Raw genomic sequence first — 25,464 nt, forward strand, 5'->3', positions numbered from 1 at the left:
ACCATGAATCAAACATGTTGATCAATGGTTCGTTTTTCATTTGGGCTAAAATCCTTTTGTTCCAGCCTCTTTATTATTCATATGAGAATAGGTCGCTTGATAAATAACGTTCACCTGTATCGCAAGCAATACATACGACCACTTGATCAGGAGATAATTTTTTGGCTACCTCGATAGCAGCATAGCACGCAGCGCCAGATGAAGGACCGACTAAAATCCCTTCTTCAGAAGCTAGGCGTCGCGTAATATCGTAGGCTTGTTCATCTTTAATTTTTAAAATTTCGTCGTAAACCTCTATGTTAAGCGTATCAGGAATAAATCCAGGGCTTGTTCCTACAAGCTTGTGCTTTCCAGGTCTTCCTCCAGATAATACAGGAGACCCAGCTGGTTCCACAACATGAACGGTCATATTTGGGTAGTTTTCTCTTAGGACTTCACCTGTGCCCGTGATCGTTCCGCCTGTTCCAGCAGTAGCAACAAAAGCAGATAGGTCTTTTCCTAAATCGTTCATTGCCTCAATAATTTCCTTAGCAGTCGTTTTTCGATGTGCGTCAGGGTTTGCATTATTTTCAAACTGCATGGGCATAAATGCATTTGGAATTTCTTTTGTAAGCTCTTCTGCCTTACGGATTGCGCCAGGCATTTTTTCATCGCCAGGTGTTAGAACAACTTCAGCACCATATGCTTTTAACAAGTTAATTCGTTCTTGAGTCATCGTATCGGGCATGACTAAAATAGAACGATACCCTCTTGCTGCTGCATTCATAGCTAAGCCAATACCTGTATTTCCGCTCGTTGGTTCAATAATGGTGGAATTTTCATTGAGCAAGCCTGCTTTTTCAGCTTCCACGATCATATTAAAAGCAGCACGGTCTTTTACACTACGGCTCGGATTAAAAAATTCTAGTTTTAAGTAAACGGATGCTCCATCTGCTGGTTGAAGACGATTCAATTTAACAAGAGGTGTCTCGCCAATCAAATCAGCCATATTGTTAACAACTTTCATTTTTCTCATCCTTTTCTTATAAAAATTCTCTGTATTATTTCTATGATAACACAATTTCTTATTTTTTAAGCACATGACAAATTTTCAGAAAAACCTCTCTATTTGATCCAGAAAACCTTTAAAATAAATCTAGCTCTTTTTGAACATGACAAATTGGGGAAAGATAATGAAAAGAAAAGGAGGGATTTGATGAAAAGTGATCAACACTATTTTATTGGAATCAACGTGCCAGTCTCCATTGCATATCAGGCAGAAAATTGGGCAAAAGAATTAACACCTTTTCCTTTTAAACAATGGACATACCCTGACGATTATCATATAACACTACAATTCTTAGGATTTGTAGATAACAAAAAGGAAAAGCTGATTAACCGCTTAAAAGAAGTAGCCTCCCGTCATTCAAGTTTTTCACTGCAGACCGTTCAGTACGATGTGTTCGGTGCGTATAACAAGCCTAGAGTGCTTTATGTAAGCCTTAAGCCAAATGATAAGCTTGTGAATCTACAAAGGGATATACAAGCTGTATGGGGAGACCTAAGCGGCTTATACGAAAAACGTCCTTATCGTCCTCATATTACGATTGCAAAGAAGTGGGGAGGGGAAGCCGGGCTTTCGGAAGAGCAGTTAAAGCAAACGTCGGTTGAAGAACAGTTTCAAGTAAGTTCATTTGCCCTTCTTGAAGTTCATCCTGCTAGCAAACCTAAATATAAAAAAATACTATCTTTTTCATTGCAGTCACAGTAGCATATGAACATACAAGCATGGAGAGAGGTTATTTAAAGATCACTCTTATTAAAGGAAAGAAAACGCCGATGATAATAGAGAAACAATCGGTGAACCAAGTGTTAGAGGAATTTTAATTAGGGGATTGATGTAAACGTGGCGCAGCTACTTAAGGTGCAAGATTATATTTCCCGTTATGAAAAAGACGTTTATCACTACACGTCTCAGTTTAATCATTTAAAAAAACATAATTGGAAGAAAGCAAAGCAATTGTTTGAACAAGGGCTATTACATGGCCCTCCTGTAAAAGAAGAAACAAAAGCTCAACGTTCATTTTTGCAAAAAGCAAAAGAGCGGTTTACAAGGAAAAAAGAAACGCTTGAAGTGGAAGAAGCGTTCTCTAGCGATAGCGTGGAAAATCAAGAGCTATTGAGGTTTACAACTCTTCCACAAACAGCGGAAGATTTGAAAATATTGTTTTTAGAAAATGTATTTGATCTTCAAATGAAATGGGCTACATCCACTTTATTTGAGTTCTCGCAAGCAGATCGTAAATATTACCATGATGAAGCTCTCCGTTATTTTATTCAGCGCTTTCCTGATACGTATCTCGTGATGTACAAGCCAGTTTTCCTGATTAATAAAGCTCCGGTAGAAGGGGATATCATTATTGTTACTCCAACGGAAACCCTCTGTATTTGTTTAATAGAAACATATAAAAGTGCTGTTTTTCAGTATTCAAAAGAAAATTTTTGGACAGAGTTAAGAGGAAGAGATCAAAAAAAGATATTAAATCCGTTAATTGGGTTAAATCGAATGGAGCAAATTGTCCGAAGTATCTATCGTACTCACGATATTGAACATAGCGTAAAGAAAATATTACTAAGCAGAAATGGATACATTGACTACGCTGCGGAGCCTTATCAGGTTGAATTTGTAGATGCTAGAAAGTATGAAGAATGGTTTTATGAACTTAGGAAATCTAAAGCGCCTTTAAAGTTTAAACAGATGAAAGCAGCTCAGGTACTGCTCGAACACAGCCAGAGTATTTATTTTGACCGGGAATTCGAAGCAGGTGAATAATCCGAACATTCATGCTATGAAAGTGCTTTCGTTTTTGCGTTTGCTACATATAATGCTACTAAAGAGGTAATTGGCATAAGGAGGAGAAAAGGATGACTGGTGATAATAAGTTTCAGGCTTATTTAGATCAAATAGATCGTATTACTGTTTTAGTTCCAACTTCTTATCATGAAGGTCAAATTGATTTTTTTGTGATTAAAGGTGCACAAATGCATGAGACCATCTCTATTGAAAACGTACATGAATTAGAAGGTTTTATCAAATATGAAGGTAAGGTTGAAGAGAGCATAGAAATTGGACATTCGTACGTTATCTGTGATAATCACGGGGAAAAAGTTCCGTTGCAGGTAGGGGCTGTTATACGAACAAAAGAGTTTGATGAAAGATTTTATTATAATCAAAATGATTTGGGTGCAGCCTTTTATTCAGATCATATTATGATAAAAGTCTGGGCCCCGACTGCATCAGCAGTGGTTTTAAAATTAATACATGCAAATAGCGGAGAAGAAGAACTGTACGTTATGACTCGTCAAAGAAAAGGCGTATGGGAAAAGGAACTTCCCTTAGATAAAGAAGGGTATTATTATCGATTTTTAATAGATGTAAACGGTCGGACAAATGAAGCGGTGGACCCTTATGCCGTTGCAGCTACAGCAAATAGTGAATACGGAGTTCTGATAAATCTTCATACAGCCTATGTTCATCCCCATGAAAAGCCGCCTTTCCTTCAGCCAACGGATGCCGTTATTTACGAAATGCATGTTCGAGACTTTTCTATTCATCCTTCAAGCGGGATAGAAAAAAAAGGTACGTACCTAGCTGTTACTGAATCAAGCGGTCAGCCAGGCAAACCAACAGGCCTCCATTATTTAAAAGAGCTAGGAGTGACCCATCTTGAATTTCTTCCTATTAACGACTTTGGCGGAGTAGATGAATTAAATCCTCATGCTTCTTATAATTGGGGGTATAATCCATTGTTGTTTAATGTGCCGGAAGGAAGCTACTCTGCTGACCCTTCAAATCCCACCACTCGTATTGTTGAAGTGAAGCAATTAATATCAACGCTTCATCAACAGGGATTCCGTGTTATTATAGATGTAGTTTATAATCACGTATTTGTACGAGAAGAATCACCTTTTGAAAAAATTGTTCCGGGCTATTATTTTCGACATGATGAGTTTGGGATGCCTTCGAACGGGACGGGAGTAGGAAATGATTTTGCTTCTGAACGGAAAATGGCGCAAAAGTTTATTATCGATTCAGTATTATTTTGGATAAAAGAGTACGATGTTGATGGTTTTCGTTTTGACCTCATGGGGATTTTAGATATAGAAACGATGAAAATCATTCGGGAAAAAATAAATGAAATTGATTCTACTATTTTGGTGTTTGGCGAAGGCTGGGATTTAAATACGCCTCTTCCCCACACTCAAAAAGCAATGATGGCGAATGCCCGCCAAACACCTCAAATCGGCTATTTTAATGACCGCTTTCGAGATTCTGTAAAAGGAAGCACGTTCGATGTGTATGAAAAAGGTTTTATCAGCGGGAATATTCATCAAAAAGAAGCAGTGCAATCTGTGATAGCGGGTAGCATTCTGGATAAAGAAGACAGTCCCGCTTTATTTATAAATCCAGCACAGTCAATTAATTATGTTGAATCACATGATAATCATACGCTGTGGGATAAGTTAACGAATTCAAACGGAGAAGAAGACGAAGACACTCGTAGAAGTCGTCATCGCCTTGCTACTGCTATTGTGCTTCTTTCACAAGGCATACCGTTTCTTCATAGTGGTCAAGAGTTTTACCGCACTAAAAAAGGCGTAGAGAACAGCTATAATTCACCCGATGATATTAATGCACTCGATTGGAATCGAAGAAGGGAATTTTCTTCTGATGTGAATTGGGTTCAAGAGCTGATTCGTATTCGCAAACAGCACGATGCATTTCGCTTGGGGGATGCTTCAGCGATTAGGCAGCATGTCTCTTTTCTAAACACGCCGCAATCCGTTATTGGCTATTGCTTATCAAACGTATTGGCTTACGGTCCGTGGAAGAATATTATTGTGTTTTTTAATCAAGGCCTAATGGAAGAAAAAGTAGTTTTGCCAGAAGGACCATGGAAAATAGCACTTGATCATTGTAAAGTATATAAAAATGGGTATCCTACTATAGAGGATAATGCTATAAATGTTCCAAAGCTTAGCGTTCTTATTTTATTTCAAACGTAATTATTGTCTTCAACCACTTGACGAAAAAAGTGTGATGGAGATAATATTTATAAAGGATGGCTATTGATACATATCCTCAATAGCCGTCTTTTTTATTTACTAAGAAAATAACGTCATGATGTCTTAATAGATTGCTTTATTGAGTGAAATTTTTAAACGAAATGTGTGTGTTGAAATTGAAGGTGAATTGGTTGGAAGATATATTAGGAAGCGAATGGGAAATTACTCCTGCTGGCGGAGCGACAGGAGAAGCTTATTTTGCAAAATTTCAAGACCGAAAGCTTTTTTTAAAGCGTAATTCATCACCTTTTTTAGCAGTATTGTCAGCTGAAGGAATTGTACCGAAGCTCGTGTGGACAAGACGAATGGAAAATGGAGATGTGATCACAGCTCAGCACTGGCTAGATGGTCGAGAATTAAAACCAAAAGATATGAATTCGAGTCGAGTGACAGAATTGCTTAGTAAAATTCATCATTCAAACGAGTTATTAGATATGTTGAAAAGGTTAGGGAAAACACCGCTTCTTCCCGAAGACGTGCTAGCCGATATTCTAGAGAACGTGGACGAGCGACTTCAAAAAGAGAGTATTGTAGAGCAGGGAATCAGCTATTTACAAGCAGAGCTTCCGTCCATTCAGACAGATAAATATGTGGTATGTCACTGTGATGTGAACCACAATAACTGGATGCTTGGAGAGAATACGCAGCTATATTTAATCGATTGGGACGGAGCGATGATTGCAGATCCTGCTATTGATTTAGGTTTATTGCTTTATTGGTACATCAATCCATCTCAGTGGGAAGAATGGCTTGATCATTATGGGGTTGAACTAACTGAGAACTTGAAAAAGAGAATGAAGTGGTATGTGATAAGTCAAACCATTTTATTCATTGAATGGCATCGTTCGAAAAATGAACATTCTGAAATGAATTACTGGCTTGAATATCTTCGGATGTTGCTCGTCAACGACATTCAAGCACAGTAGCAAAGGTTATGACAAGGTAGATAGTTCTTGGACCCATTGTGATAAATTTTGTTGATTGGTTTGAATATGTTCGTCTAAATGAGCAGCACTTTTTGCATCTTGCGTGTATTTATAAACGTTTTGTAGTGTTGCTTGTACGTCTGTGCTAGCATATCCTTTTGCTAACATTGATTGAATTAAACGTTCAACCTGTTCACATTCCGCAACCGTTCCGCAGCAATCACTTTGATGATTAGATAAAATATCTTTTACTATATTCATTTGGTGTTCGGCATTTAAAGGCATTAAGCATCATCCTTTCTCGTATGATGCTCTTATTTTTTTCTATCTAAACACAATTATGCATGAAAATGTCGGTTGTTTCGAATAACCGACATTTTCAATGCGTCAAAATAAATTAAAGAGGTGCAACATGAGATTACGAAACAAACCTTGGGCAAAAGATAAAATTGCTGAAAATCCCCAATACGTGGTTCCAAATCCAGCGGAGTATAAAGGAAACTGGAAAGAAGTTTTTGGAAATGAAAATCCTCTTCATATTGAAGTAGGAACAGGAAAAGGCCAATTTTTAGTAGGGATGGCTAAACAAAATCCGCATATCAACTATATTGGAATTGAAATGTATGAAAGTGTCATCTTAAGTGCTCTAGAACGATTGATTGAAGAAGAGCTTCCAAATTTAAAGTTGTTGAATGTAGATGCTAACCATCTTAGTGAGTTTTTTGCAAAAAATGATGTGGGTCGCGTTTATCTCAATTTCTCTGATCCATGGCCAAAAAAGAGACATGCCAAGCGCCGCTTAACATACAAAACGTTCTTAAGCATGTATGAAAATCTGCTGGTTGATGGTGGAGAAATTCACTTTAAAACAGATAATCAAGGGCTATTTGAGTATTCATTGACAAGCTTTTCAGAATATGGACTTCTTCTCAAGTACATTAGCTTAGATTTGCATAAAAGCGATTTTGAAGACAATGTTATGACGGAATATGAAGAGAAATTTTCACAAAAAGGCAGCCGCATTTACCGCTGTGAAGTAAAATACCTGAATGAAAAAGACTGAGTTCCTCAGTCTTTTTTTGTTCAAAAAGAGAAGGGGATAGTGATAAAATAAAAAGGAATATAATGGAGGTGTAAAATGGAAACGCTAACAATAGGCGAATTAAAAGTTACATGGCTTCGTGGAGGGAATAATCATTTAGATGGAGGGGCAATGTTTGGTGTTGTTCCAAAAGAGCTTTGGACAAAAAAATATCCCATTTCAGACGGGAATCGAATTCCCATGAGGACTGATCCTTTGCTCGTTCAAACTGAAAAACACCTCATGTTAATTGATGCAGGTATAGGAAATGGGATGTTGGATGAGAAAAAAAAGCGTCATTTTGGCGTAACGGAAGAATCATTTATTGCTGAAGACTTACAAAAGTTAGGGTTCACGTGCGAAGATATTACTCATATCATTATGACGCATCTCCACTTTGATCATGTGTCAGGCTTAACAAAATGTATCAACGGAAACTTTTCCTCTGCTTTTCCAAATGCAAGAATTTTTGTTAGTGACATCGAGTGGAATGAAATGAGGAATCCTAATATACGTTCTAAAAATACGTATTGGAAACAAAATTGGGAATTTATTCAGCATCAAGTAATAACATTTAGCGACAAAGATGAAATTGTGCCTGGAGTAACGGTTCATCATACCGGCGGTCACAGCGATGGTCATGCTGTAGTTATATTAAAAGGAAACAATGACATCTTAGTGCACATGGGCGATCTTTTGCCAACACATGCACATCAAAATGTCTTATGGGTAATGGCATATGATGACTATCCAATGACTTCGATTGAACAAAAACAGCAGTGGTTAGCTTATGCCTATGAGCATCAAGCTTGGCTAAGTTTTTATCATGATGCTTTTTATCGAGCTGTAAAATGGGATAACAAAGGAGAAATAGTTGACGAAATTAAACGGGTGTATTCAGCGTCAATTCAATAATAGCACCGCTTTTTTTATCAATGAAAAACTCGTAATGTTCCTGTTTTGCATCACGTGTTCTGATAATTCCACCTGTATAACCATAAAAAGAGAGACCATGCTTTTGAATGACCTTAGTCGTCGTTTCAATCCATGAGCCGTCGATTGCCCCATTTTGTTTAAAAGCGCTTTTAACAATCGTAAGGGCTTCCGATGAGGAAATTGACGACGTTCTTTTTTGAATAATATAAGCGCTTGCAAATCCGACTGCAGCTCCTGCTATTAGTTGAGTCCATTTCACGTTATTCACCTGCTTTTTAAGGATATGTTTTCATCATTATATCAAATTGTCGAATGCTTTGTTAAGTTGAGTCATAGAAGAGAAGGACGGAACTAGCAACTATTTCCGGTTTTCGATACAATAAAGAAAATGATACATAAAGGAGAGTATATATGAACAATGAAACGCTATCTCTATTTAAAACATTAACGGAGTTACCAGGTGCCGCTGGAAACGAACATCAAGTACGTTCATTTATGCGCTCGCAAATTGAACCCCTTGTAGATGAAGTCATTCAAGATGGGTTAGGAAGTTTATTCGGCGTTCGCTATAATGAAGAAAAAGGTCCTAAAGTAATGGTAGCAGGACATATGGACGAAGTAGGATTTATGGTTACGTCTGTAACTGATAAAGGAATGCTTCGTTTTCAAACTCTAGGAGGATGGTGGAGTCAAGTACTTCTAGCTCAACGCGTCCATGTGGTGACAAAAAAAGGTCCTATCACCGGCGTAATTGCTTCTATCCCTCCCCATTTATTAGACGAATCACAGCGCAACAAGCCAATGGCCATTAAAAATATGATGATTGATGTGGGCGCAGATAGCAAGCAGGAAGTAGCAGAAATGGGCATTCGTCCTGGCGATCAAATTGTACCGATTTGTCCGTTTACGCCAATGGCAAATGAAAAGAAAATACTGGCAAAAGCATGGGATAACCGCTATGGGTGCGGACTTGCGATTGAATTATTAAAAGAAATAAAAAATGAAAAATTGCCAAATATCTTATATTCTGGAGCTACTGTTCAAGAAGAAGTAGGACTTCGCGGTGCTCAATCAGCTGCGAATATGATTAAACCGGATTTGTTTTATGCACTGGATGCTAGTCCTGCTAACGATACGTCAGGCGATAAAAATGCATTTGGACAATTAGGAAAAGGCGTATTACTTCGTATCTTTGACCGTACGATGGTCACACATAGAGGAATGAGAGAATTTATCTTAGATACAGCTGAGACAAACAGCATCCCTTATCAATACTTCGTTTCTCCAGGAGGTACGGATGCAGGGCGCGTTCATACTTCTAATAACGGAGTTCCTTCTGCAGTGATCGGCGTATGTTCACGTTATATTCATACCCATGCATCTATGATTCATGTGGATGACTATGCAGCTGCAAAAGAATTATTAGTCAAACTTGTACGCTCTACAGACCAAACAACGCTTGATACGATTAAACAAAACGGATAAAGAAGAACAAAGCAGCTGCTTTTGCGGTTGCTTTGTTTCATCATGACAGGAGAAAAAAATGAAAATTGCAATCGGAACGAAGAATCCAACAAAAGTAAATGCAGTAAAAAAAGTATTTGGAGATACTTTTACATATGTAGAGGTAGACGTGCAGTCCGGGGTGTCACCACAGCCTTTTTCTGATGAAGAAACCATCCAAGGAGCGATTAACCGCGCGCGTGCTGCTGTTAAAGAGACAGGTGCTGATATCGGCATTGGGCTCGAAGGAGGGGTGCAGGAAACACCTCATGGCTTATTCCTTTGCAATTGGGGAAGTCTTGTTACCTCTAAGGACCTTGAACCGATTTTAGGTGGAGGAGCTCGTATTCGGCTTCCTGAAGCGGTAGCCGACATGCTTCGTCATGATAAAAAAGAATTAGCCGAAGCTATGGAAGTGTATACAAACCAAAAAAATATTCGAAAAAAAGAAGGAGCAATCGGCATTTTCACCAATGGGAATTTAGATCGGACTTCTATGTTTTATCAGGTTGTTTTAATGCTAAAAGGACAGCTAGATTTTAGGACAAATCAAGCTGTTCAATAGGAAATTTCTTTGTAACCCTTTATAATAGAAAAGCATCAGTGTATGATAGTTGCAACAACTCATATACTATGTTTTGATGTAGAAGGATTAAAAAATGTATGGGGCTTTAGCCGTTTAAATACGAAAGTAAAAGAAAAAGTGGAGGAAAGAAAAATGGAAAAAATGCAAACAATTGAACAATACAAAGAAGTCATTAAGGAGGGAAAGCATATCATGATGTTTTCAGCAGACTGGTGCCCAGATTGCCGAGTAATCGAGCCTGTGCTTCCAGAAATTGAGGCGAATCATAGCGAGTATACATTTCATTATGTCGACCGCGACGACTTTATCGATCTTTGTGCAGAATTAAGCATCTTTGGCATTCCAAGCTTTGTCGGTTACAGCAACGGAGAAGAAACAGGGCGTTTTGTCAGCAAAGACCGTAAAACAAAAGAAGAAATTGAAGAGTTTATTAACGGCTTAAATGCATAAATCAAGTGAAGACTGATAGCGATCTACAGCTATCAGTCTTCATACATAAAAATGAGAAAAGGAGGCGTAAATATGGCGAAAATGAATAGTCAAAAGATGAGAAAGCTACTAGAAGAGCGATTAACGGGTGCGGATTGGTCATTTTTATTTGATCGTGAAAAAGATACGCTGCGCGTTGAACATCAGGAAACGAAAAAAGGTGTAACCATTTCTTTACCCGGGCTAATTGCAAAATGGGAAGAAAAAAAGGAAGCGGCTCTAGATGAAATGGTATATTATATAAAAGAAGCTCTTCGTGTTATGAACGATGAACAGCAGGTAACGGGAAAAGAAAAGCGCATTTATCCAGTTATTCGCTCAACGTCTTTTCCGGATAAATCGAATGAAGACGTGCCGTTGATTTATGATGAACATACAGCTGAAACACGCATTTATTATGCGCTTGATTTAGGCAATACATATCGTCTATTAGATGAGAAACTAATTCGTAAGGAAAATTTAGATCTATCCGCAGTGCGGGAAATGGCTAAATTTAATCTTCGCTCTTTGCCGATTTCACATAAAAAAGATACGGTAGCAGGCAATGACTTTTATTTTGTAAATCAGAACGATGGATACGATGCAAGCCGAATTCTTAACGAGGCATTTTTGCAAGATTTTGCTTCTAGTGTTTCGGGCACAATGGCTGTAGCAGTACCTCATCAAGATGTGCTGATTCTAGCTGATATCCAAAACGAAACGGGTTATGATATTCTTGCGCAAATGACCATGAGCTTTTTTGCAAGTGGACGTGTACCCATCACAGCTCTTTCATTTTTATACGAAAACGGTGAGCTAGAACCTATTTTTATTCTAGGAAAAAATCGCAGTAAAGGACGGGACTAATTATGAATCTTTTTTATAATAAAGAAGGTATCGGCGATACGTTAATCGTCAAGCTAGAAGATATTGCAATTGAAAATCGCACGTTTGAAACAAAAAGCGACGTTGTGCGTATCTTTGATCAAAAATCAAATACAACGGCTGGCTATAACATCTTTCATGCTTCTTCTAAGTTAAAAGTAGAGGGAAATGGTTCTCTTGAATTAACAGAAGAAATGGTGGAAGAAGTAAATCGTGTACTTAGCGAAAGCGGTTTTGAAGGTAAACTTGAAGTGGATTTATCTCCTAAGTTTGTAGTTGGATATGTTCAAGAAAAAGAAAAGCATCCAAATGCAGATAAGCTAAACATCTGTAAAGTAGATGTTGGCACAGAAACACTTCAAATTGTATGTGGAGCACCAAATGTAGACGCAGGTCAAAAAGTCGTCGTAGCAAAAGTAGGAGCGGTTATGCCAAGCGGTATGATCATTAAAGATGCAGAGCTGCGCGGTGTACCTTCTTCAGGCATGATTTGCTCTGCTAAAGAGCTGGCGCTTCCGAACGCTCCTCAAGAAAAAGGGATTTTAGTACTTGAAGACAAATATGAAGTAGGTCAGCCTTTTCAAGCATAAAAGCAGAGTGTGATACTAATTTATAGGGCAAAAGCAGGATGTTTTTTTACACGTATATTTCAAAGCGTTACAGTTGCTGAAAAGCAATTGTCAATTCTTAAAAAGGTTTGATAAAATTAAAAGCCACTAGTATAGACTAGTGGCTTTTTTCGCGTTTAATTATGAGTGCTAATTAAACATGAAAAAATATTTTTGCAAAGAGGAATTTTACTGTATAAATAAGGGAAGCAAAATAGTAGATTTTATAGTAAGAGTTCAAGCATACGTGATAGAATGATAAATGAAAAGATAGTATATATATCCATCTCAGAGAATACTTTGAGGCCAAAGGTAAATAAAGGATGCATGGATAGCTTTTTGTAGATGTCGCAGCACTGCGATATAAGAGGCTAAACGAAGTAAGATAGTCTGATAGAAAGAGTGATAAAAATGGGTTTTGTACGAAAAGTAATGGATTATTTACTAGGATACGAAGTGAAAGAAATCGTTGTAGACGAACATGGAAATACAACGGAAGAATACCCTTTAAATAGAGAAAAAACAATTCCTAAAAAGAAGGCTACTAAGCCTAAACAAATGCAGTCAGTTCATCAAAAGCCAGTGATGAAAGCAGCGCCAAAACCTTCTGTTCCACACTCGGCCAGAACGCAAAAGCGGAATTACAGTGAAGAGCAGCAAGATGTTCATACAAAAGTAGCTTATCAATACCCAAAAGGAACGTTTCGTTTCCCTTTAATTGATGATACGGGAGAAGCAAAAAAGGCAGCAGCTCCTAAAAATGAACCAAGGCCTGTAGCAAAAAAGGCACCGGCTCCGTTTTATCAAGAGCCTGTTCGCAAGTCGGCGCTAACGCAGCCTAAGTCAGTATCTCAGCCGTTAAAAGCGGTATCTGAAAAGAAAGAAGCGATTCCGCAAGTAAGAAAACGTCCGTTCCGTCCGACTGAAATCCCTTCACCTGTTTATGGGTTTAATAAGCGGCCTTCTAATGTTGTACAAAACGGAAGTGAGGAAGTAGTAGAATATGAGCTTCCGAGTACACAGTTATCAAAAGCAGCGTTTGAAGATGAAATTTACCGACGAGCGATGAATACGTCTGTTGTAGAGCCGTTAAGAAAACCAGTTTCTAAGCCTATAGCGGAAGAAGCACAGATTCAAGAAACGGAAGAAATGATGCAACTGTCTTCTCAGCGTTTTGCTCAGTGGAAGCAATATGAGGAAAATCAAAAAGAGAAGATATCATTTCCTGAAGAAAAGCCAAGTTCTTCAGTAGCCGTAAAAGAACAGGAAGAGGTTCCAACTTTTGAAGAATCACATGCGGTCGAACCGTTAGTGGCAAAAGAGAAAGCTACCGACTGGGATTTGGCGGAAGAAACAGCAGTAGCTGAAGAGGCTCCAATTTCAAAGGAAACGCCTCCGTTTGAATCATCCGTTTCTTTCCAACAAGAGATCGGAAATGAAGCTGAAGAGGCAGAAGCAGAAACGTTGATGGAAGAAAGCCCAGCGTTTTTACAAGCAGAAGAAGTAGAAGCACTAAAGCCTAGAAAGAGAGAAGAAGTTCCAGCCGCTGAAAAAGAAAGTCACGTCATTCTAGAAGAGCCAACAAACAGTGTTCATGTTGAAGCAGAACATGAGCTGAATTCTGAAAGTTTACATCCAACGCAACCCGCAGCTGATGAATGGCAACCAGAAGCGGTATCCGCTGTTGTGCACCGAGAGCTTGAAAATTCAGTGATAAAAGAGGAAGAGAGCAGGATGCAAGAAAGTCAAGAGTTACAAGGACAAGTACAGCAAGAGTCAGCTGTAGAACCTCTTGTACCTGCAGAACAGCCAGGGAATGCTGAACGAGCTCGCGGTAAGCGATTAGTGCCTTTTAACGTAATGATGCTGAAAAAAGACCGCACAAAGATGGATAACAGCGCTCGAGAAAAAAGTCAGCCGTCCCAAGGTTCATACCAAACGCCGAAGGCAGAAGCTCTGCAAAAAAAAACGGAAGTAAGTAGGCAAGAAGAAGTTCACGGTGAAAAAACCGAAGAAGCGGTTCCGCAGGCTTCATTAAAATCTGAAGAACCTGTAAATGTAAAAGCTTCTTCTCCTTATACATTTCCTGGAATGAACTTGCTTAACATTCCTCCAGCTGCTATTGAAGAAGATAATCAATGGGCGGATGAGCAGCGTGAGCTTTTGGATATGACATTAAAAAACTTTAACGTTCGAGCTAAGGTCGTAAACGTCACGCAAGGTCCTACCGTAACCAGATTTGAAGTACATCCTGAGCCCGGTGTGAAAGTGAACAAAATTACGAATTTAACAGATGATATTAAACTGAGCCTAGCCGCGCGTGATATTCGAATTGAAGCGCCAATTCCAGGGAAAAATACGATTGGGATTGAAGTGCCAAATCGTCAAAGTAAGCCGGTGTTAATTCGCGAAATTTTGAGGCATCCTTCTTTTAGAAAAGATAACTCTCCTTTAACGGTGGCGTTAGGGTTAGATATTTCAGGAACGCCGGTTGTGACTGACTTGAACAAAATGCCTCACGGTTTAATTGCTGGAGCGACGGGGTCTGGTAAAAGTGTGTGTATTAATACCATTATCGTCAGCTTGCTTTATAAAGCTGCGCCACACGAAGTCAAGCTTATGTTAATTGACCCTAAAATGGTTGAGCTAGCTCCTTACAACGGCATTCCGCATTTAGTCAGCCCGGTTATCACGGATGCGAAAGCAGCTACTACAGCTTTAAAGTGGGCAGTAGAGGAAATGGAGCGCCGTTACGAACTGTTTGCACATGCGGGCGTACGTGATATTACAAAATACAACGAACGTGTAAAAGAACATAATGAAAAAAGCGGGGAGCTGCCGTATCTAGTTATTATTATTGATGAACTTGCCGACTTGATGATGGTATCTCCAGGGGAAGTAGAGGAAGCTATTTGCCGTATTGCACAAAAGGCAAGAGCGTGTGGCATTCACTTATTGCTTGCAACGCAGCGTCCTTCCGTAGATGTTATTACAGGCTTAATTAAAGCAAATGTGCCAACGCGTATCGCATTTTCTGTTTCTTCGCAAGTTGATTCACGTACAATTATCGACACAGGAGGAGCAGAGAAGCTATTAGGTAAAGGTGATATGCTGCTTCTTGAAAACGGATCTTCTAAAAGCGTTCGAATTCAAGGGAACTTTGTTTCAGATGAAGAAATTGATCGCGTTGTAGATCATGTCAAAAAGCAAATGAAGCCAACATACTTATTTGATCAAGAAGATTTGTTGAAAAAGCAGCAAAGCTTTGCTTCAAATGAAGAAGATGAGCTTTTCTATGAAGCATGCGAGTTTGTGCTAGACCAAGGCGGTGCATCTACTTCCAGTCTGCAAAGACGCTTCAGAATGGGGTACAATCGCGCAGCGCGCCTAATTGATATGATGGAGCAGCAAGGAATTATTTCAGAAGCAAGAGGAAGCAAGCCGAGAGATGTGCTCATTACCGAAAACGAGCTTCAGGAAATGGAAAGTCAAACAGCCACTTCTACATTTTAAGCTGTTTTTCTGCATGTAGGTTAAAAAAAGAGGCTATGCAAAATCAGCAGGATACAGCTTTATGTGAGCTAACGCTCTGTCACTGTATCCGCCGCCTCTTTTTTTCCTGCTTTAAGTTCGTTTATACAGAATTTGAGTAGGGATTTTGGAAGAAATCCATCAGGAAAAAAAGGAAAAGGTTTGTCAGAACTAGTAAAATGATTTACTATATGTAAGGATAATGTGTGTTTTGCTTTTTTAGCATGTGATAGTTTGCTATCATTTCTCACCAGCTGAAACATATGAGCTGAAGGCGTTTAAAGAGGACAAACCAAAATAATTAGAGTACGAGTGAAGAGTAATGACAGAAGAAAATCATGAACTGATTAACTTTAATGAAATTCGTGAACAAAAGCAGCTTCAGTCTGATAATGCTATTTGCGACTTTTACAATCAATATTTCTTTTTTGTGAACCGCTATACGAATATACGAGAAAAAGTGCGGGCTTCACATCTATTTAAAGAGTTAGTAAACTTGCCTCATGAGGCGGCTCTATCTGATTCCCATGAACAATTATTTTTTCAGTGGTTTGCATTTGAATATGTAACCATTCAGGGGAAAACCCTGCTGCAGCTGTTTTTAGCTGATCAGGCGAAGCAGAAAACAGAGTCGTTTTTAATTCAAGGAGCCTTTTTTTTGACGAGTGTACTAGAGCCAATTATTGTGTCTAAAGTACCTAATTCGTTTTTCTTAAAAGGATATACCCCATTGACAAATGAGCAGGTTATCATCAAAGATGTAAGAGGAAGATTTGCAAATTTAGAGGAACAACAAGTAATTTGGATTCGAAAAATAAAATCAATCGGATATGACGTGTTAATTGACTCTTTCTTTTTAGGACATAAACAACGCATTGAACAGTTAGTAACCCAATATAATGACAAAAAAAATGCAATGACATGGCGATCGTTTTTAAAACAGCAGGCTATATACTATGTGATGAAGCCAAAATAAAAGGCCGTTTCGCAAGGGAAGAGAGTAGAAATGGAGTCATGGAGTTATGTTATAAGAAGTGATATAATGTACGAATGTTATCGTGAAATCAGCAATCAAACGACATTTATATACGTTTGTAAGAGCAATTCTAGATAACCGTCATATACTGTCTTACAGATAGACGAATGTTGGAGGTTCTTTATATGACAGTTTACCATTTTGTAGGTATTAAAGGAACAGGAATGAGTGCGCTTGCGCAAATCCTAAACGATATGGGCTTTCAAGTTCAAGGATCGGATATTGAAAAAGAAATTTTTACGCAAAAAGCACTAGAACAGCAGGGAATTCCTGTTTTACCATTTGATAAAAATAATATTAAAGACGGCATGACTGTAATTGCAGGAAATGCTTTTCCTGATACGCATGAAGAAATTGCAGAAGCAGCTTCAAAAGAAGGAGTCAAGCTTGTACGCTATCACCGTTTCTTAGGTGACTTTATGAAACAGTATACGAGTGTAGCCGTAACAGGAGCACACGGAAAAACATCCACAACGGGTATGTTAGCGCATGTGATTCAAGGAGCTGAACCTACTTCATATTTAATTGGAGACGGTACGGGTAAAGGTGTAAAAGACAGCAAGTATTTTGCGTTTGAGGCATGTGAGTATCGCCGCCACTTCTTATCTTATACGCCAGACTATGCAATTATGACGAATATTGATTTTGATCACCCTGATTATTTTGCCAATATCGATGATGTATTTAGCGCGTTCCAAGAGATGGCACTTCAAGTCAAAAAAGGAATTATTGCCTGTGGAGACGATGAACATCTGCAGCAAATTCAAGCGAAGGTACCTGTTCTTTATTACGGATTAGGCGAAGAAAATGATTTCCAAGCACGTAATATCGTAAAAAGCACAACAGGCACAACATTTGACGTGTTCGTTCGAAATACATTCCACGCATCATTTGAGATTCCAGGGTATGGCGATCATAACATCTTAAATGCACTTTCCGTTATTGCACTTTGTCATTATGAAGAAATTGACGTTGCTGTGCTGCAAGAGCGTTTTAAAACATATCAAGGTGTAAAGCGTCGTTTCAGCGAAAAGAACGTTGGCAAACAAGTGCTAATCGATGATTATGCACACCATCCAACGGAAATTAATGCAACGATTTCAGCTGCTCGTCAAAAGTATCCAAACCGTGAAGTTGTGGCTGTTTTCCAACCGCATACGTTTACGCGTACACAAACGTTCTTAGAGGACTTTGCAGCAAGCTTACAGCACGCTGATAAAGTATATCTATGTGACATTTTTGGATCAGCCCGTGAGCATCAAGGTAAATTATCAATTGAAGATCTACGAAGCAAAATCAGCGGAGCTGAATTAATTAATGAAGAAACAATTGAATCGTTAAAAGACCATAATGAAGCTGTATTAGTATTTATGGGTGCTGGAGACATTCAAAAGTTTGAAAAACTATATCAGCAAACCGTATCATAAAAAAGAGGCACTCTTCTGAGTGCCTTTTTTTTATTTCAAAACTCATTTTAAATTTTCAGGGTTTAACGCTTTTAATTCTTCAATGACAAATAGCCCGTCTTTACGAATCAACACGTCATCGAAATAAATCTCACCGCCACCGTATTCTGGGCGCTGAATCATCACCATATCCCAGTGAATATTTGACTTGTTTCCGTTATACGCATCTTCGTAGCACTCGCCAGGAGTGAAGTGGAAGCTTCCGTCAATTTTTTCATCAAATAAAATGTCTTGCATTGGATGTTGAATATACGGATTTACGCCAATCGCAAATTCGCCAACAAAACGAGCGCCTTCATCTGTATCAAAAATGCCGTTGATGCGTTCTGTATCATTAGCGGTTGCTTCAACAATTTTACCGTTTTTAAATGTTAAGGATACATTCTCAAACGTAAAGCCTTGATAGTTAGAAGGAGTGTTGTAAGAAATTGTTCCGTTTACAGAATCACGTACAGGAGCCGTGTATACTTCACCGTCCGGAATATTCATTTCTCCGGCACACTTCACTGCAGGAATATCTTTAATAGAGAACGTTAAGTCTGTATTCTCACCCGTTAAACGCACTTTGTCCGTACGGTTCATGAGCTCAACTAAAGCATCCATCGCTTTGCTCATTTTGCCATAGTCTAAGTTGCATACATCAAAATAAAAATCTTCAAATGCTTCTGTACTCATTTTAGCAAGCTGCGCCATTGAATCGTTTGGGTAGCGAAGAACGACCCATTTTGTTTTTGGAACGCGAATTTCTCTATGTACTTTTTTACCGATCGTATTCCCTTGGATTTTCATTTTATCTGCCGGAACATCTGATTGTTCAAAAATGTTTGAACCAGAACGTAAGCCAATATAAGCATCCATTTCTTTCATCACATTTGCTTCGAAGTCTGCCATCATATTATACTGCTCTTCTTGTGCACCGTTTAAAAGAGCTCGGTCTACCGAATGATCTTTTAGCAGTACAAACGGGTAGCCACCGGCCTTGTACGCTTCATCTACAAGTGCTGTCACAAGCTCGCGCTGAAGTCCAAAGTTTTCGATTAATACTTTTTCTCCTTTTTGAAGGCGAACAGAATAATTAATTAAATTTTTAGCTAATGTTGCAATTCTAGGGTCTTTCATAAATAGTGCCTCCTTAAAATAACAATGATTGATGATTCACTTTCTATTGTACCCCACTGAGCTTATTTTGTTTGTTTTTATGCTTTAAAATCCTTTTTTTCTTTAGGAAGGGAAATAACTCATATATCGCGAAATAATGTAGCAATCTTCCCTTTTTATGAATAAATGCAGAGAGAATATGGTAAAGTTAAAGAGTCTATAGGGAATAGAAGGTTTAATTGTTTATAAAATTGGGAAAGTAGTTATAACAAGAGAGATGAAAATAGGAGGTGCCTTGCACAGATGGTTATTATTCTTTATTTAAGCGCTGCTATTGTTGCCATTGCGATTTTTTACCTGGTGGTTTCCGTGTCAAAAACATTGAAATCCGTTCAGCACACATTAAATTCAGTGGCAGGTACTTTAGACGGTGTAGAAAAGCAAATGACAGGAATCACAGCTGAAACAACTGCACTTTTACATAAGACTAATCTGTTAGCTGAAGATATTCAGCGTAAATCCGAAGCGCTGAACACAGTCGTGGATTCTGTTAAAGGCGTAGGTGACTCAATCCAAGACCTAAATAAGTCGATTAAAAGCGTATCATCAAGCGTTTCAGAGAAAGTAGAAGAAAATAAAGAAACTGTTGCTCAAGTCGTTCAATGGAGCAATGTTGCATTAGACGTATGGGAACGTATAAAATTAAGAAAACAGAAAAAAATTGACGCGGAGCCTGTACCTGTTGAAGTAAAAGAAAAAGCGGTTCAACGCTCACGCTCATTTTCATAAGGATGAACTTTAAAGGAGGAGACGCATATGTCAAACAAACCAAATAAACCAAACAACACTTCAAATAAAGGCTTTTTAGTAGGAACAGTGATTGGAGGAGTTGTAGGAGCTGCAACGGCATTATTACTTGCTCCAAAATCAGGTAAAGAGTTCCGTTCGGATTTAAATGAGCAGGCAGCTTACGTTCGTTTAAAAACAGAGCAAGCGAAAAACAGCGCTGTTGAAAAAGGACAAGGGTTTGCTCAAACGGCTAAAGAAAAAACGGCTGGTTTATCACAAACATTATCTGAGCAATCTTCACAAGTAGTGGACAAAGTGAAAAACTTCCGTAAAGTAGATCCTGAACACGAAGCATTACCTCCAACGAGCTTAGAAGTGCTTGCTGATGAAGTGGAGTCTCAAAGCAACGAAGACGTTCAACAGAAGCTAACAGAAGCTCAAAAAGCATTAGATGAAGTGGAAAGCACAGTGCCACGACCATAATAAAGAATCAAAAGCGTTTAACCTATAGGGTGAACGCTTTTTTTGTATGTAATTTAGGTTGAACGGCAAGTAAATGTTAGTTTCATCAGAGGGATTTTAATTTAACAAGTTCTTTTCTTTCTATGCTGAAAATAACTTCACCTTATAAATAAATTCATTAGCATTATACATAAAGCTGAGCACTCTTTTTGTATGGAAACGGTCAAACCATGTAAACTTAAGAGTAAGTACAGAAAGGGTGAAAAAAATGAAAAAGATTTCAACAGTTGAAGAGTTTGAACAAGTTATTAAGGAAAACCATCGCTTTTTATTTTTAAAGCACAGCACGACGTGTCCAATTAGTGCAGCTGGTCATGAGGCATTTTCAGCGTTTGCTTCTAGTCATGAAGACATTCCTTCTTATTATCTTCATGTGCAAGATTCACGAGACGTATCCAACTATATTGCTGAAACGTATGAAGTGAAGCATGAATCACCTCAAGCGCTTCTGTTTGAAGATGGAAAAGTGAAGTGGCACGCTTCTCACTGGAACATTAACGAAGAAGAATTAGCGAAAAATGTAGCTCATTAATTGAAAGAGGCTGGTACAAAAGCAGTTTAGGTGAAGGAAGATCCGAACGATTAATCGTTCGGTTTTTTTTGTAAGCTGATTGCGGTTTCATCCACTTTTTCGTACAATAGATGTAGTTTAGCACATAAAAGCAGAGAAGCCCCTTACATATATCCTCCATCACCTATCATCTTATGTAGTAACCCTGCTAAACGGATTTTTTAAAATCAGTGAAAGGGTGGACGTACATGACGAATTCAGATCTTCAGCATTTGCGATCTCAAATTGACGAAGTAAATATGAAACTGTTAAAGCTTATTAATGAGCGAGGCGAGCTTGTTCAAGAAATAGGAAAATTAAAAGGAATGCAGTCAACCAAACGGTTTGACCCTGTTCGTGAACGAGCAATGCTTGATGCGATTTTAAGCAAGAATGAAGGACCGTTTCAAACATCTACGCTTCAACATATTTTCAAAGAGATTTTCAAAGCTCATTTAGAGCTTCAAGAAGATGATCATCGTAAAGCACTTCTTGTATCCCGTAAAAAGAAGCCGGAAAATACAATCGTTACGGTAAAAGGAGAAACAATTGGTGACGGACTTCAGCGTTTTGTAGCAGGACCTTGTTCCGTTGAAAGCTATGAGCAAGTAGCAGCCGTAGCAAATGCCGTAAAGCAGCAGGGTGTGCGGATGCTTAGAGGCGGAGCCTACAAGCCAAGAACATCTCCTTATGATTTTCAAGGCCTCGGCTTAGAAGGACTGCAAATTTTAAAAAGAGTAGCTGACGAATATGATTTAGCCGTTATTAGTGAAATTGTCGACCCCGCTGATATTGAAACGGCTGTAGAATACGTAGATGTGATTCAAATTGGTGCTCGTAATATGCAAAATTTTGAGCTGTTAAAAGAAGCGGGTGCGGTGAAGAAGCCTGTCTTATTAAAGCGGGGCTTAGCCGCTACGATTGATGAGTTTATTAATGCTGCTGAATACATTGTATCAAAAGGAAATGATCAGCTGATTTTGTGTGAACGAGGAATTCGTACGTATGAGCGAGCAACGCGAAATACGCTGGATATTTCAGCCGTTCCCATTTTAAAACAAGAAACTCATTTACCTGTTTTAGTCGACGTCACGCATTCAACAGGAAGACGAGATTTGCTTGTTCCAACGGCTAAAGCGGCTCTTGCCATTGGTGCGGATGGAATTATGGCAGAAGTTCATCCAGATCCGGCGGTAGCACTTTCTGACTCAGCTCAGCAAATGGATATTCCACAATTTACAGAATTTATGAAGCAGCTAAAACCTATATGTAACTTAAATTTATAAAAAAACGTAAAAAAGAAAAATTCGTATACTTTTATGACAAGTTTGAGGCACTTAATGGTTTCAAGCTTGTTTGCCTTTCGTTATAATAAAGATAAGCGAAATTATCACGTATTTTGAAAACAGTCGATAACTTTTGTCAAAATAGGAAAGAATAAGTGCAAATCCAAAAAACAAGAATTTATGAAATTCTCGTGAAACTTGTCGGAAAAAGGCGGTAAATACGTTGCGGTGAAGCACATAGTATCGTATAGTAGTTACAGATATTCGCTATCATTCTGTGAGTGCATATGATATAAATTCGCGATTCACTTTTTTTATTTACTTACTATACATCGTCTTTTACATTGTTACATATAAACTGGTAAAATTGTCTTTGCACACGTAATAATAAGGGCATAACAGGAATGATTTAGATGCATACAGGGTATCTAAGCTGTATGTAAGAGTGAAGGAGCTAGAAATAGCCATTCTATAAAGGAAGATGGATTTATATACGTAAATACAAGAAATGAAATAAGGATAAAATAAACGAAATGTTTTTCGATAAGGAGTGTTTGTTGTGAACGTAACAATTTATGATGTAGCAAGGGAAGCAAGCGTGTCGATGGCAACGGTTTCTCGTGTGGTAAACGGAAATCCAAATGTAAAACCATCAACTAGAAAAAAAGTATTAGAAACAATTGAAAGACTAGGCTATCGTCCGAACGCAGTAGCGCGTGGATTAGCCAGTAAGAAAACAACGACAGTAGGAGTTATCATTCCTGATATTTCAAATATTTTCTATGCAGAGTTAGCGCGTGGAATCGAAGATATTGCAACAATGTACAAGTATAATATCATCTTAAGTAACTCCGACCAAAATCAAGATAAAGAACTTCATCTTTTAAATAACATGCTTGGTAAACAAGTAGACGGAATCATCTTCATGAGTGGGAATGTAACGGAAGAACACGTAGAAGAGTTAAAAAAATCACCGGTTCCAGTTGTACTTGCAGCATCAATCGAATCAACTAACCAAATCCCATCTGTAACTATTGATTATGAACAAGCAGCTTTTGATGCAGTGCAATCACTAATTGACAGCGGTCATAAAAATATTGCATTCGTTTCAGGTACGCTAGAAGAACCGATCAATCATGCGAAAAAAGTAAAAGGGTACAAGCGTGCTCTTACTGAAAGCGGATTGCCTGTACGCGATTCTTATATTGTAGAAGGAGACTACACGTACGATTCAGGTATTGAAGCAGTTGAAAAACTATTAGAAGAAGATGAAAAGCCAACTGCTATTTTCGTTGGAACGGATGAAATGGCATTAGGCGTTATTCACGGGGCACAAGATCGCGGGTTGAATGTACCAAACGATCTAGAAGTTATCGGTTTTGATAACACAAGACTTTCAACAATGGTTCGTCCTCAGTTAACATCTGTTGTACAGCCAATGTATGATATTGGTGCAGTAGCGATGCGTCTCTTAACGAAATACATGAACAAAGAAACGGTAGACAGCAGCATTGTACAGCTTCCTCACCGCATCGAGTTCAGACAATCAACAAAATAATACCTGTGAATGAATAAGAACGAATCCAAAGTTCAGACACGGGGAGATAGAATATGAAAAAAATTGATATGCTCACACCTATAGGGATACTAATTGGTATCTCTATGGTTGTGTTTGGGGTTATTTCAAGTGGAGGAATGAGCGGTTTTTTAGCTTTTATTGATGTGCCATCGATTTTAATTGTACTGGGAGGCGTTTTTGGTACGCTGTGCGTGAGCTTTCCGTTAAAACAATTAAAAAATATGGGAAGAGTAGGGAAACAAGCGTTTCAATCGAAAGAAATAAACGTAGAAGAAATTGTAGGAACATTTGTACATTTATCGGAAAAAGCGCGTCGAGAAGGGCTTCTATCGCTAGAAGCAGAGCTTGAACAAATCGATGATTCATTTGTGAAAAAAGGTATTTTGCTAGCCATTGATGGAGTAGAACCAGAAATGATTCGAGAGCTGCTTGAAGCTGAAATAGCTGCAGTAGAAGAAAGACATACGAGAGGTAGAAGTATGTTTGAAAAAGCAGGCGATTATGCCCCCGCTTGGGGAATGATTGGGACGCTCGTTGGGCTAGTGCTAATGCTTAAAAGCCTTAATACCCCTTCATCGCTTGGGCCTAACATGGCAATTGCTCTTTTAACGACTTTCTACGGGGCGCTGCTTTCAAACTTGTTTTTTCAGCCAATCGCAGCTAAATTAGCTGGTAAAACGGAGCATGAGCTTTTTGTTAAAGAAGTGATTATTGAAGGTGTCATCGGCTTGCAGGCGGGGCAAAATTCTCGCTTTGTGCAAGCAAAGCTAAAAGTATTTGCCCCTGTTGAAAAACGAAAGCTGGAAGAAAAGAGAGAACACGTTCGTGAAGCGTAGAAGAAAAAGGTATTCGGCACAGTCGCCAAAATGGATGGTAACATTTGCTGATTTGGTGACGTTAATATTAGTTTTTTTTATTTTACTATTTTCAATGTCTAGCGTTGATAATCAAAAGTTTCAGACCGTTGTCAATTCGCTTACAAGCGGTGGCTCATTAGCTTCTGTAGAAAAGAGCCAGCAGTCTCAAAAGCTGGATAACATTTTAGCGAAAGTGCAAAATTACCTGAAGGAAAATAAGCTTCAGAATGTTATTACTGCTAAGCGAGATGAACGCGGAGTTGTGCTTATTTTACAAGAACAGGTGCTGTTTGAAACAGGACAGGCAGACATTTTGAAGAAAGGCACCCCTTTCCTGGATGAATTAGGAAGGTTATTCAGTACTATTCCAAATGATATTAAAGTAGAAGGTCATACCGATAATCGACCTATTCACACCTATCGTTATCCATCTAATTGGGAACTATCGGCAGCGCGTGCCAGCGGCGTCATACGTTATTTAACGAACCACTTTTCTCTTTCTGCTAACCGCTTTGAAGCACTTGGATACGGAGATACAAAGCCGCTTGTTCCGAACACGTCTAATGACAATTTACAAAAAAATAGACGCGTCGAAATTATTATTTCAGATCCCGAAGCACAGTGAAAAAGGCCATACGTTTGTATAGCCTT

The 25,464-nt window shown here is 38.6% G+C and carries 25 protein-coding genes; 21 read left to right on the top strand and 4 right to left on the bottom strand.

Annotated features, from left to right (window positions below; all coding sequences use genetic code 11):
- Positions 1 to 73: 73 nt before the first annotated feature.
- Positions 74 to 1,006, bottom strand: a complete 933-nt coding sequence (gene cysK, locus ACRPLQ_RS24665; RefSeq protein WP_033579594.1) for a cysteine synthase A — start codon at positions 1,004 to 1,006, stop codon at positions 74 to 76.
- A 189-nt stretch (positions 1,007 to 1,195) separates the two neighbouring features.
- On the opposite strand from cysK, the gene thpR reads away from it, so the two are divergent.
- The 4 genes from thpR (at position 1,196) to ACRPLQ_RS24685 (ending at position 6,032) form a co-directional block, all read left to right on the top strand.
- A complete protein-coding gene (gene thpR / locus ACRPLQ_RS24670) occupies positions 1,196 to 1,750 on the top strand; it encodes an RNA 2',3'-cyclic phosphodiesterase (protein WP_432236308.1) in 555 nt (184 codons plus the stop codon).
- A gap of 135 nt (positions 1,751 to 1,885) precedes the next feature.
- Positions 1,886 to 2,812: a hypothetical protein gene (locus ACRPLQ_RS24675; RefSeq protein ID WP_028411831.1), complete on the top strand. Its 927-nt coding sequence runs from the start codon at positions 1,886 to 1,888 to the stop codon at positions 2,810 to 2,812.
- Positions 2,813 to 2,904: 92 nt separating this feature from the next.
- Positions 2,905 to 5,046: a type I pullulanase gene (gene pulA / locus ACRPLQ_RS24680; protein ID WP_367030750.1), complete on the top strand. Its 2,142-nt coding sequence runs from the start codon at positions 2,905 to 2,907 to the stop codon at positions 5,044 to 5,046.
- A gap of 191 nt (positions 5,047 to 5,237) precedes the next feature.
- Positions 5,238 to 6,032 carry a phosphotransferase family protein gene (locus tag ACRPLQ_RS24685; protein WP_049166259.1) on the top strand — a complete coding sequence of 265 codons (795 nt, stop codon included), beginning with the start codon at positions 5,238 to 5,240 and terminating at the stop codon, positions 6,030 to 6,032.
- A gap of 6 nt (positions 6,033 to 6,038) precedes the next feature.
- Here ACRPLQ_RS24685 and ACRPLQ_RS24690 read toward each other — a convergent pair whose 3' ends face one another.
- A complete protein-coding gene (locus ACRPLQ_RS24690) occupies positions 6,039 to 6,317 on the bottom strand; it encodes a YtzH-like family protein (RefSeq protein ID WP_028411828.1) in 279 nt (92 codons plus the stop codon).
- Between the two features lie 127 nt (positions 6,318 to 6,444).
- Between ACRPLQ_RS24690 and trmB the strand changes: the two genes are divergently transcribed.
- Both trmB and ACRPLQ_RS24700 read left to right on the top strand, forming a co-directional pair.
- On the top strand, positions 6,445 to 7,095 hold the full coding sequence (gene trmB, locus ACRPLQ_RS24695) for a tRNA (guanosine(46)-N7)-methyltransferase TrmB (protein WP_432236309.1): 651 nt from the start codon (positions 6,445 to 6,447) through the stop codon (positions 7,093 to 7,095).
- 75 nt (positions 7,096 to 7,170) lie between these two features.
- Positions 7,171 to 8,028 (top strand): YtnP family quorum-quenching lactonase, encoded by an 858-nt coding sequence (locus ACRPLQ_RS24700; RefSeq protein ID WP_028411826.1) that lies wholly within the window; start codon positions 7,171 to 7,173, stop codon positions 8,026 to 8,028.
- Here ACRPLQ_RS24700 and ACRPLQ_RS24705 read toward each other — a convergent pair.
- Entirely contained in the window at positions 7,997 to 8,308 is a 312-nt protein-coding gene (locus ACRPLQ_RS24705) for a PepSY domain-containing protein (RefSeq protein ID WP_028411825.1), read from the bottom strand. The genes ACRPLQ_RS24700 and ACRPLQ_RS24705 overlap by 32 nt on opposite strands.
- A gap of 152 nt (positions 8,309 to 8,460) precedes the next feature.
- Between ACRPLQ_RS24705 and ACRPLQ_RS24710 the strand changes: the two genes are divergently transcribed.
- From ACRPLQ_RS24710 to murC, 8 genes are all read left to right on the top strand, one after another.
- A complete protein-coding gene (locus ACRPLQ_RS24710; RefSeq protein WP_098112332.1) occupies positions 8,461 to 9,534 on the top strand; it encodes a M42 family metallopeptidase in 1,074 nt (357 codons plus the stop codon).
- 58 nt (positions 9,535 to 9,592) lie between these two features.
- Positions 9,593 to 10,117 (top strand): DUF84 family protein, encoded by a 525-nt coding sequence (locus ACRPLQ_RS24715; protein WP_033579598.1) that lies wholly within the window; start codon positions 9,593 to 9,595, stop codon positions 10,115 to 10,117.
- Positions 10,118 to 10,270: 153 nt separating this feature from the next.
- Positions 10,271 to 10,588: a thioredoxin family protein gene (locus ACRPLQ_RS24720; RefSeq protein WP_028411823.1), complete on the top strand. Its 318-nt coding sequence runs from the start codon at positions 10,271 to 10,273 to the stop codon at positions 10,586 to 10,588.
- A gap of 72 nt (positions 10,589 to 10,660) precedes the next feature.
- Positions 10,661 to 11,473 carry a DUF1444 domain-containing protein gene (locus ACRPLQ_RS24725; protein WP_014457994.1) on the top strand — a complete coding sequence of 271 codons (813 nt, stop codon included), beginning with the start codon at positions 10,661 to 10,663 and terminating at the stop codon, positions 11,471 to 11,473.
- 2 nt (positions 11,474 to 11,475) lie between these two features.
- Positions 11,476 to 12,081 carry a YtpR family tRNA-binding protein gene (gene ytpR, locus ACRPLQ_RS24730; protein ID WP_028411821.1) on the top strand — a complete coding sequence of 202 codons (606 nt, stop codon included), beginning with the start codon at positions 11,476 to 11,478 and terminating at the stop codon, positions 12,079 to 12,081.
- Between the two features lie 429 nt (positions 12,082 to 12,510).
- The gene (locus tag ACRPLQ_RS24735; RefSeq protein ID WP_432236310.1) at positions 12,511 to 15,612 is read left to right on the top strand and encodes a DNA translocase FtsK; all 3,102 of its coding nucleotides are present in this window, start codon (positions 12,511 to 12,513) and stop codon (positions 15,610 to 15,612) included.
- A 340-nt stretch (positions 15,613 to 15,952) separates the two neighbouring features.
- Positions 15,953 to 16,606 (top strand): hypothetical protein, encoded by a 654-nt coding sequence (locus ACRPLQ_RS24740; RefSeq protein WP_028411819.1) that lies wholly within the window; start codon positions 15,953 to 15,955, stop codon positions 16,604 to 16,606.
- A gap of 185 nt (positions 16,607 to 16,791) precedes the next feature.
- On the top strand, positions 16,792 to 18,093 hold the full coding sequence (murC, locus tag ACRPLQ_RS24745; protein WP_013059499.1) for a UDP-N-acetylmuramate--L-alanine ligase: 1,302 nt from the start codon (positions 16,792 to 16,794) through the stop codon (positions 18,091 to 18,093).
- Positions 18,094 to 18,135: 42 nt separating this feature from the next.
- On the opposite strand, the gene ACRPLQ_RS24750 is transcribed toward murC, so the two are convergent.
- Positions 18,136 to 19,251: an aminopeptidase gene (locus tag ACRPLQ_RS24750; RefSeq protein ID WP_028411818.1), complete on the bottom strand. Its 1,116-nt coding sequence runs from the start codon at positions 19,249 to 19,251 to the stop codon at positions 18,136 to 18,138.
- 282 nt (positions 19,252 to 19,533) lie between these two features.
- On the opposite strand from ACRPLQ_RS24750, the gene ACRPLQ_RS24755 reads away from it, so the two are divergent.
- From ACRPLQ_RS24755 to motS, 7 genes are all read left to right on the top strand, one after another.
- Positions 19,534 to 20,019, top strand: coding sequence for a DUF948 domain-containing protein (locus ACRPLQ_RS24755; protein WP_028411817.1), 486 nt, complete (start codon positions 19,534 to 19,536; stop codon positions 20,017 to 20,019).
- Positions 20,020 to 20,046: 27 nt separating this feature from the next.
- Positions 20,047 to 20,502, top strand: coding sequence for a YtxH domain-containing protein (locus tag ACRPLQ_RS24760; protein ID WP_013059496.1), 456 nt, complete (start codon positions 20,047 to 20,049; stop codon positions 20,500 to 20,502).
- Between the two features lie 247 nt (positions 20,503 to 20,749).
- Positions 20,750 to 21,073: a bacillithiol system redox-active protein YtxJ gene (gene ytxJ, locus ACRPLQ_RS24765; protein ID WP_028411816.1), complete on the top strand. Its 324-nt coding sequence runs from the start codon at positions 20,750 to 20,752 to the stop codon at positions 21,071 to 21,073.
- 227 nt (positions 21,074 to 21,300) lie between these two features.
- A complete protein-coding gene (locus tag ACRPLQ_RS24770; protein ID WP_165635101.1) occupies positions 21,301 to 22,377 on the top strand; it encodes a bifunctional 3-deoxy-7-phosphoheptulonate synthase/chorismate mutase in 1,077 nt (358 codons plus the stop codon).
- Positions 22,378 to 22,936: 559 nt separating this feature from the next.
- Positions 22,937 to 23,935 (top strand): catabolite control protein A, encoded by a 999-nt coding sequence (gene ccpA, locus ACRPLQ_RS24775; RefSeq protein ID WP_013059493.1) that lies wholly within the window; start codon positions 22,937 to 22,939, stop codon positions 23,933 to 23,935.
- A gap of 53 nt (positions 23,936 to 23,988) precedes the next feature.
- Complete coding sequence (motP, locus tag ACRPLQ_RS24780) at positions 23,989 to 24,792, top strand: flagellar motor protein MotP (protein WP_033579602.1); 804 nt, start codon at positions 23,989 to 23,991, stop codon at positions 24,790 to 24,792.
- Positions 24,782 to 25,438: a flagellar motor protein MotS gene (gene motS / locus ACRPLQ_RS24785; RefSeq protein WP_028411813.1), complete on the top strand. Its 657-nt coding sequence runs from the start codon at positions 24,782 to 24,784 to the stop codon at positions 25,436 to 25,438. Before motP ends, motS begins: the two co-directional genes overlap by 11 nt.
- The last annotated feature ends 26 nt before the right edge of the window (positions 25,439 to 25,464 follow it).

It is taken from the genome of Priestia sp. TRN 1309 (assembly GCF_050846875.1).
Classification (GTDB): domain Bacteria; phylum Bacillota; class Bacilli; order Bacillales; family Bacillaceae_H; genus Priestia; species Priestia zanthoxyli.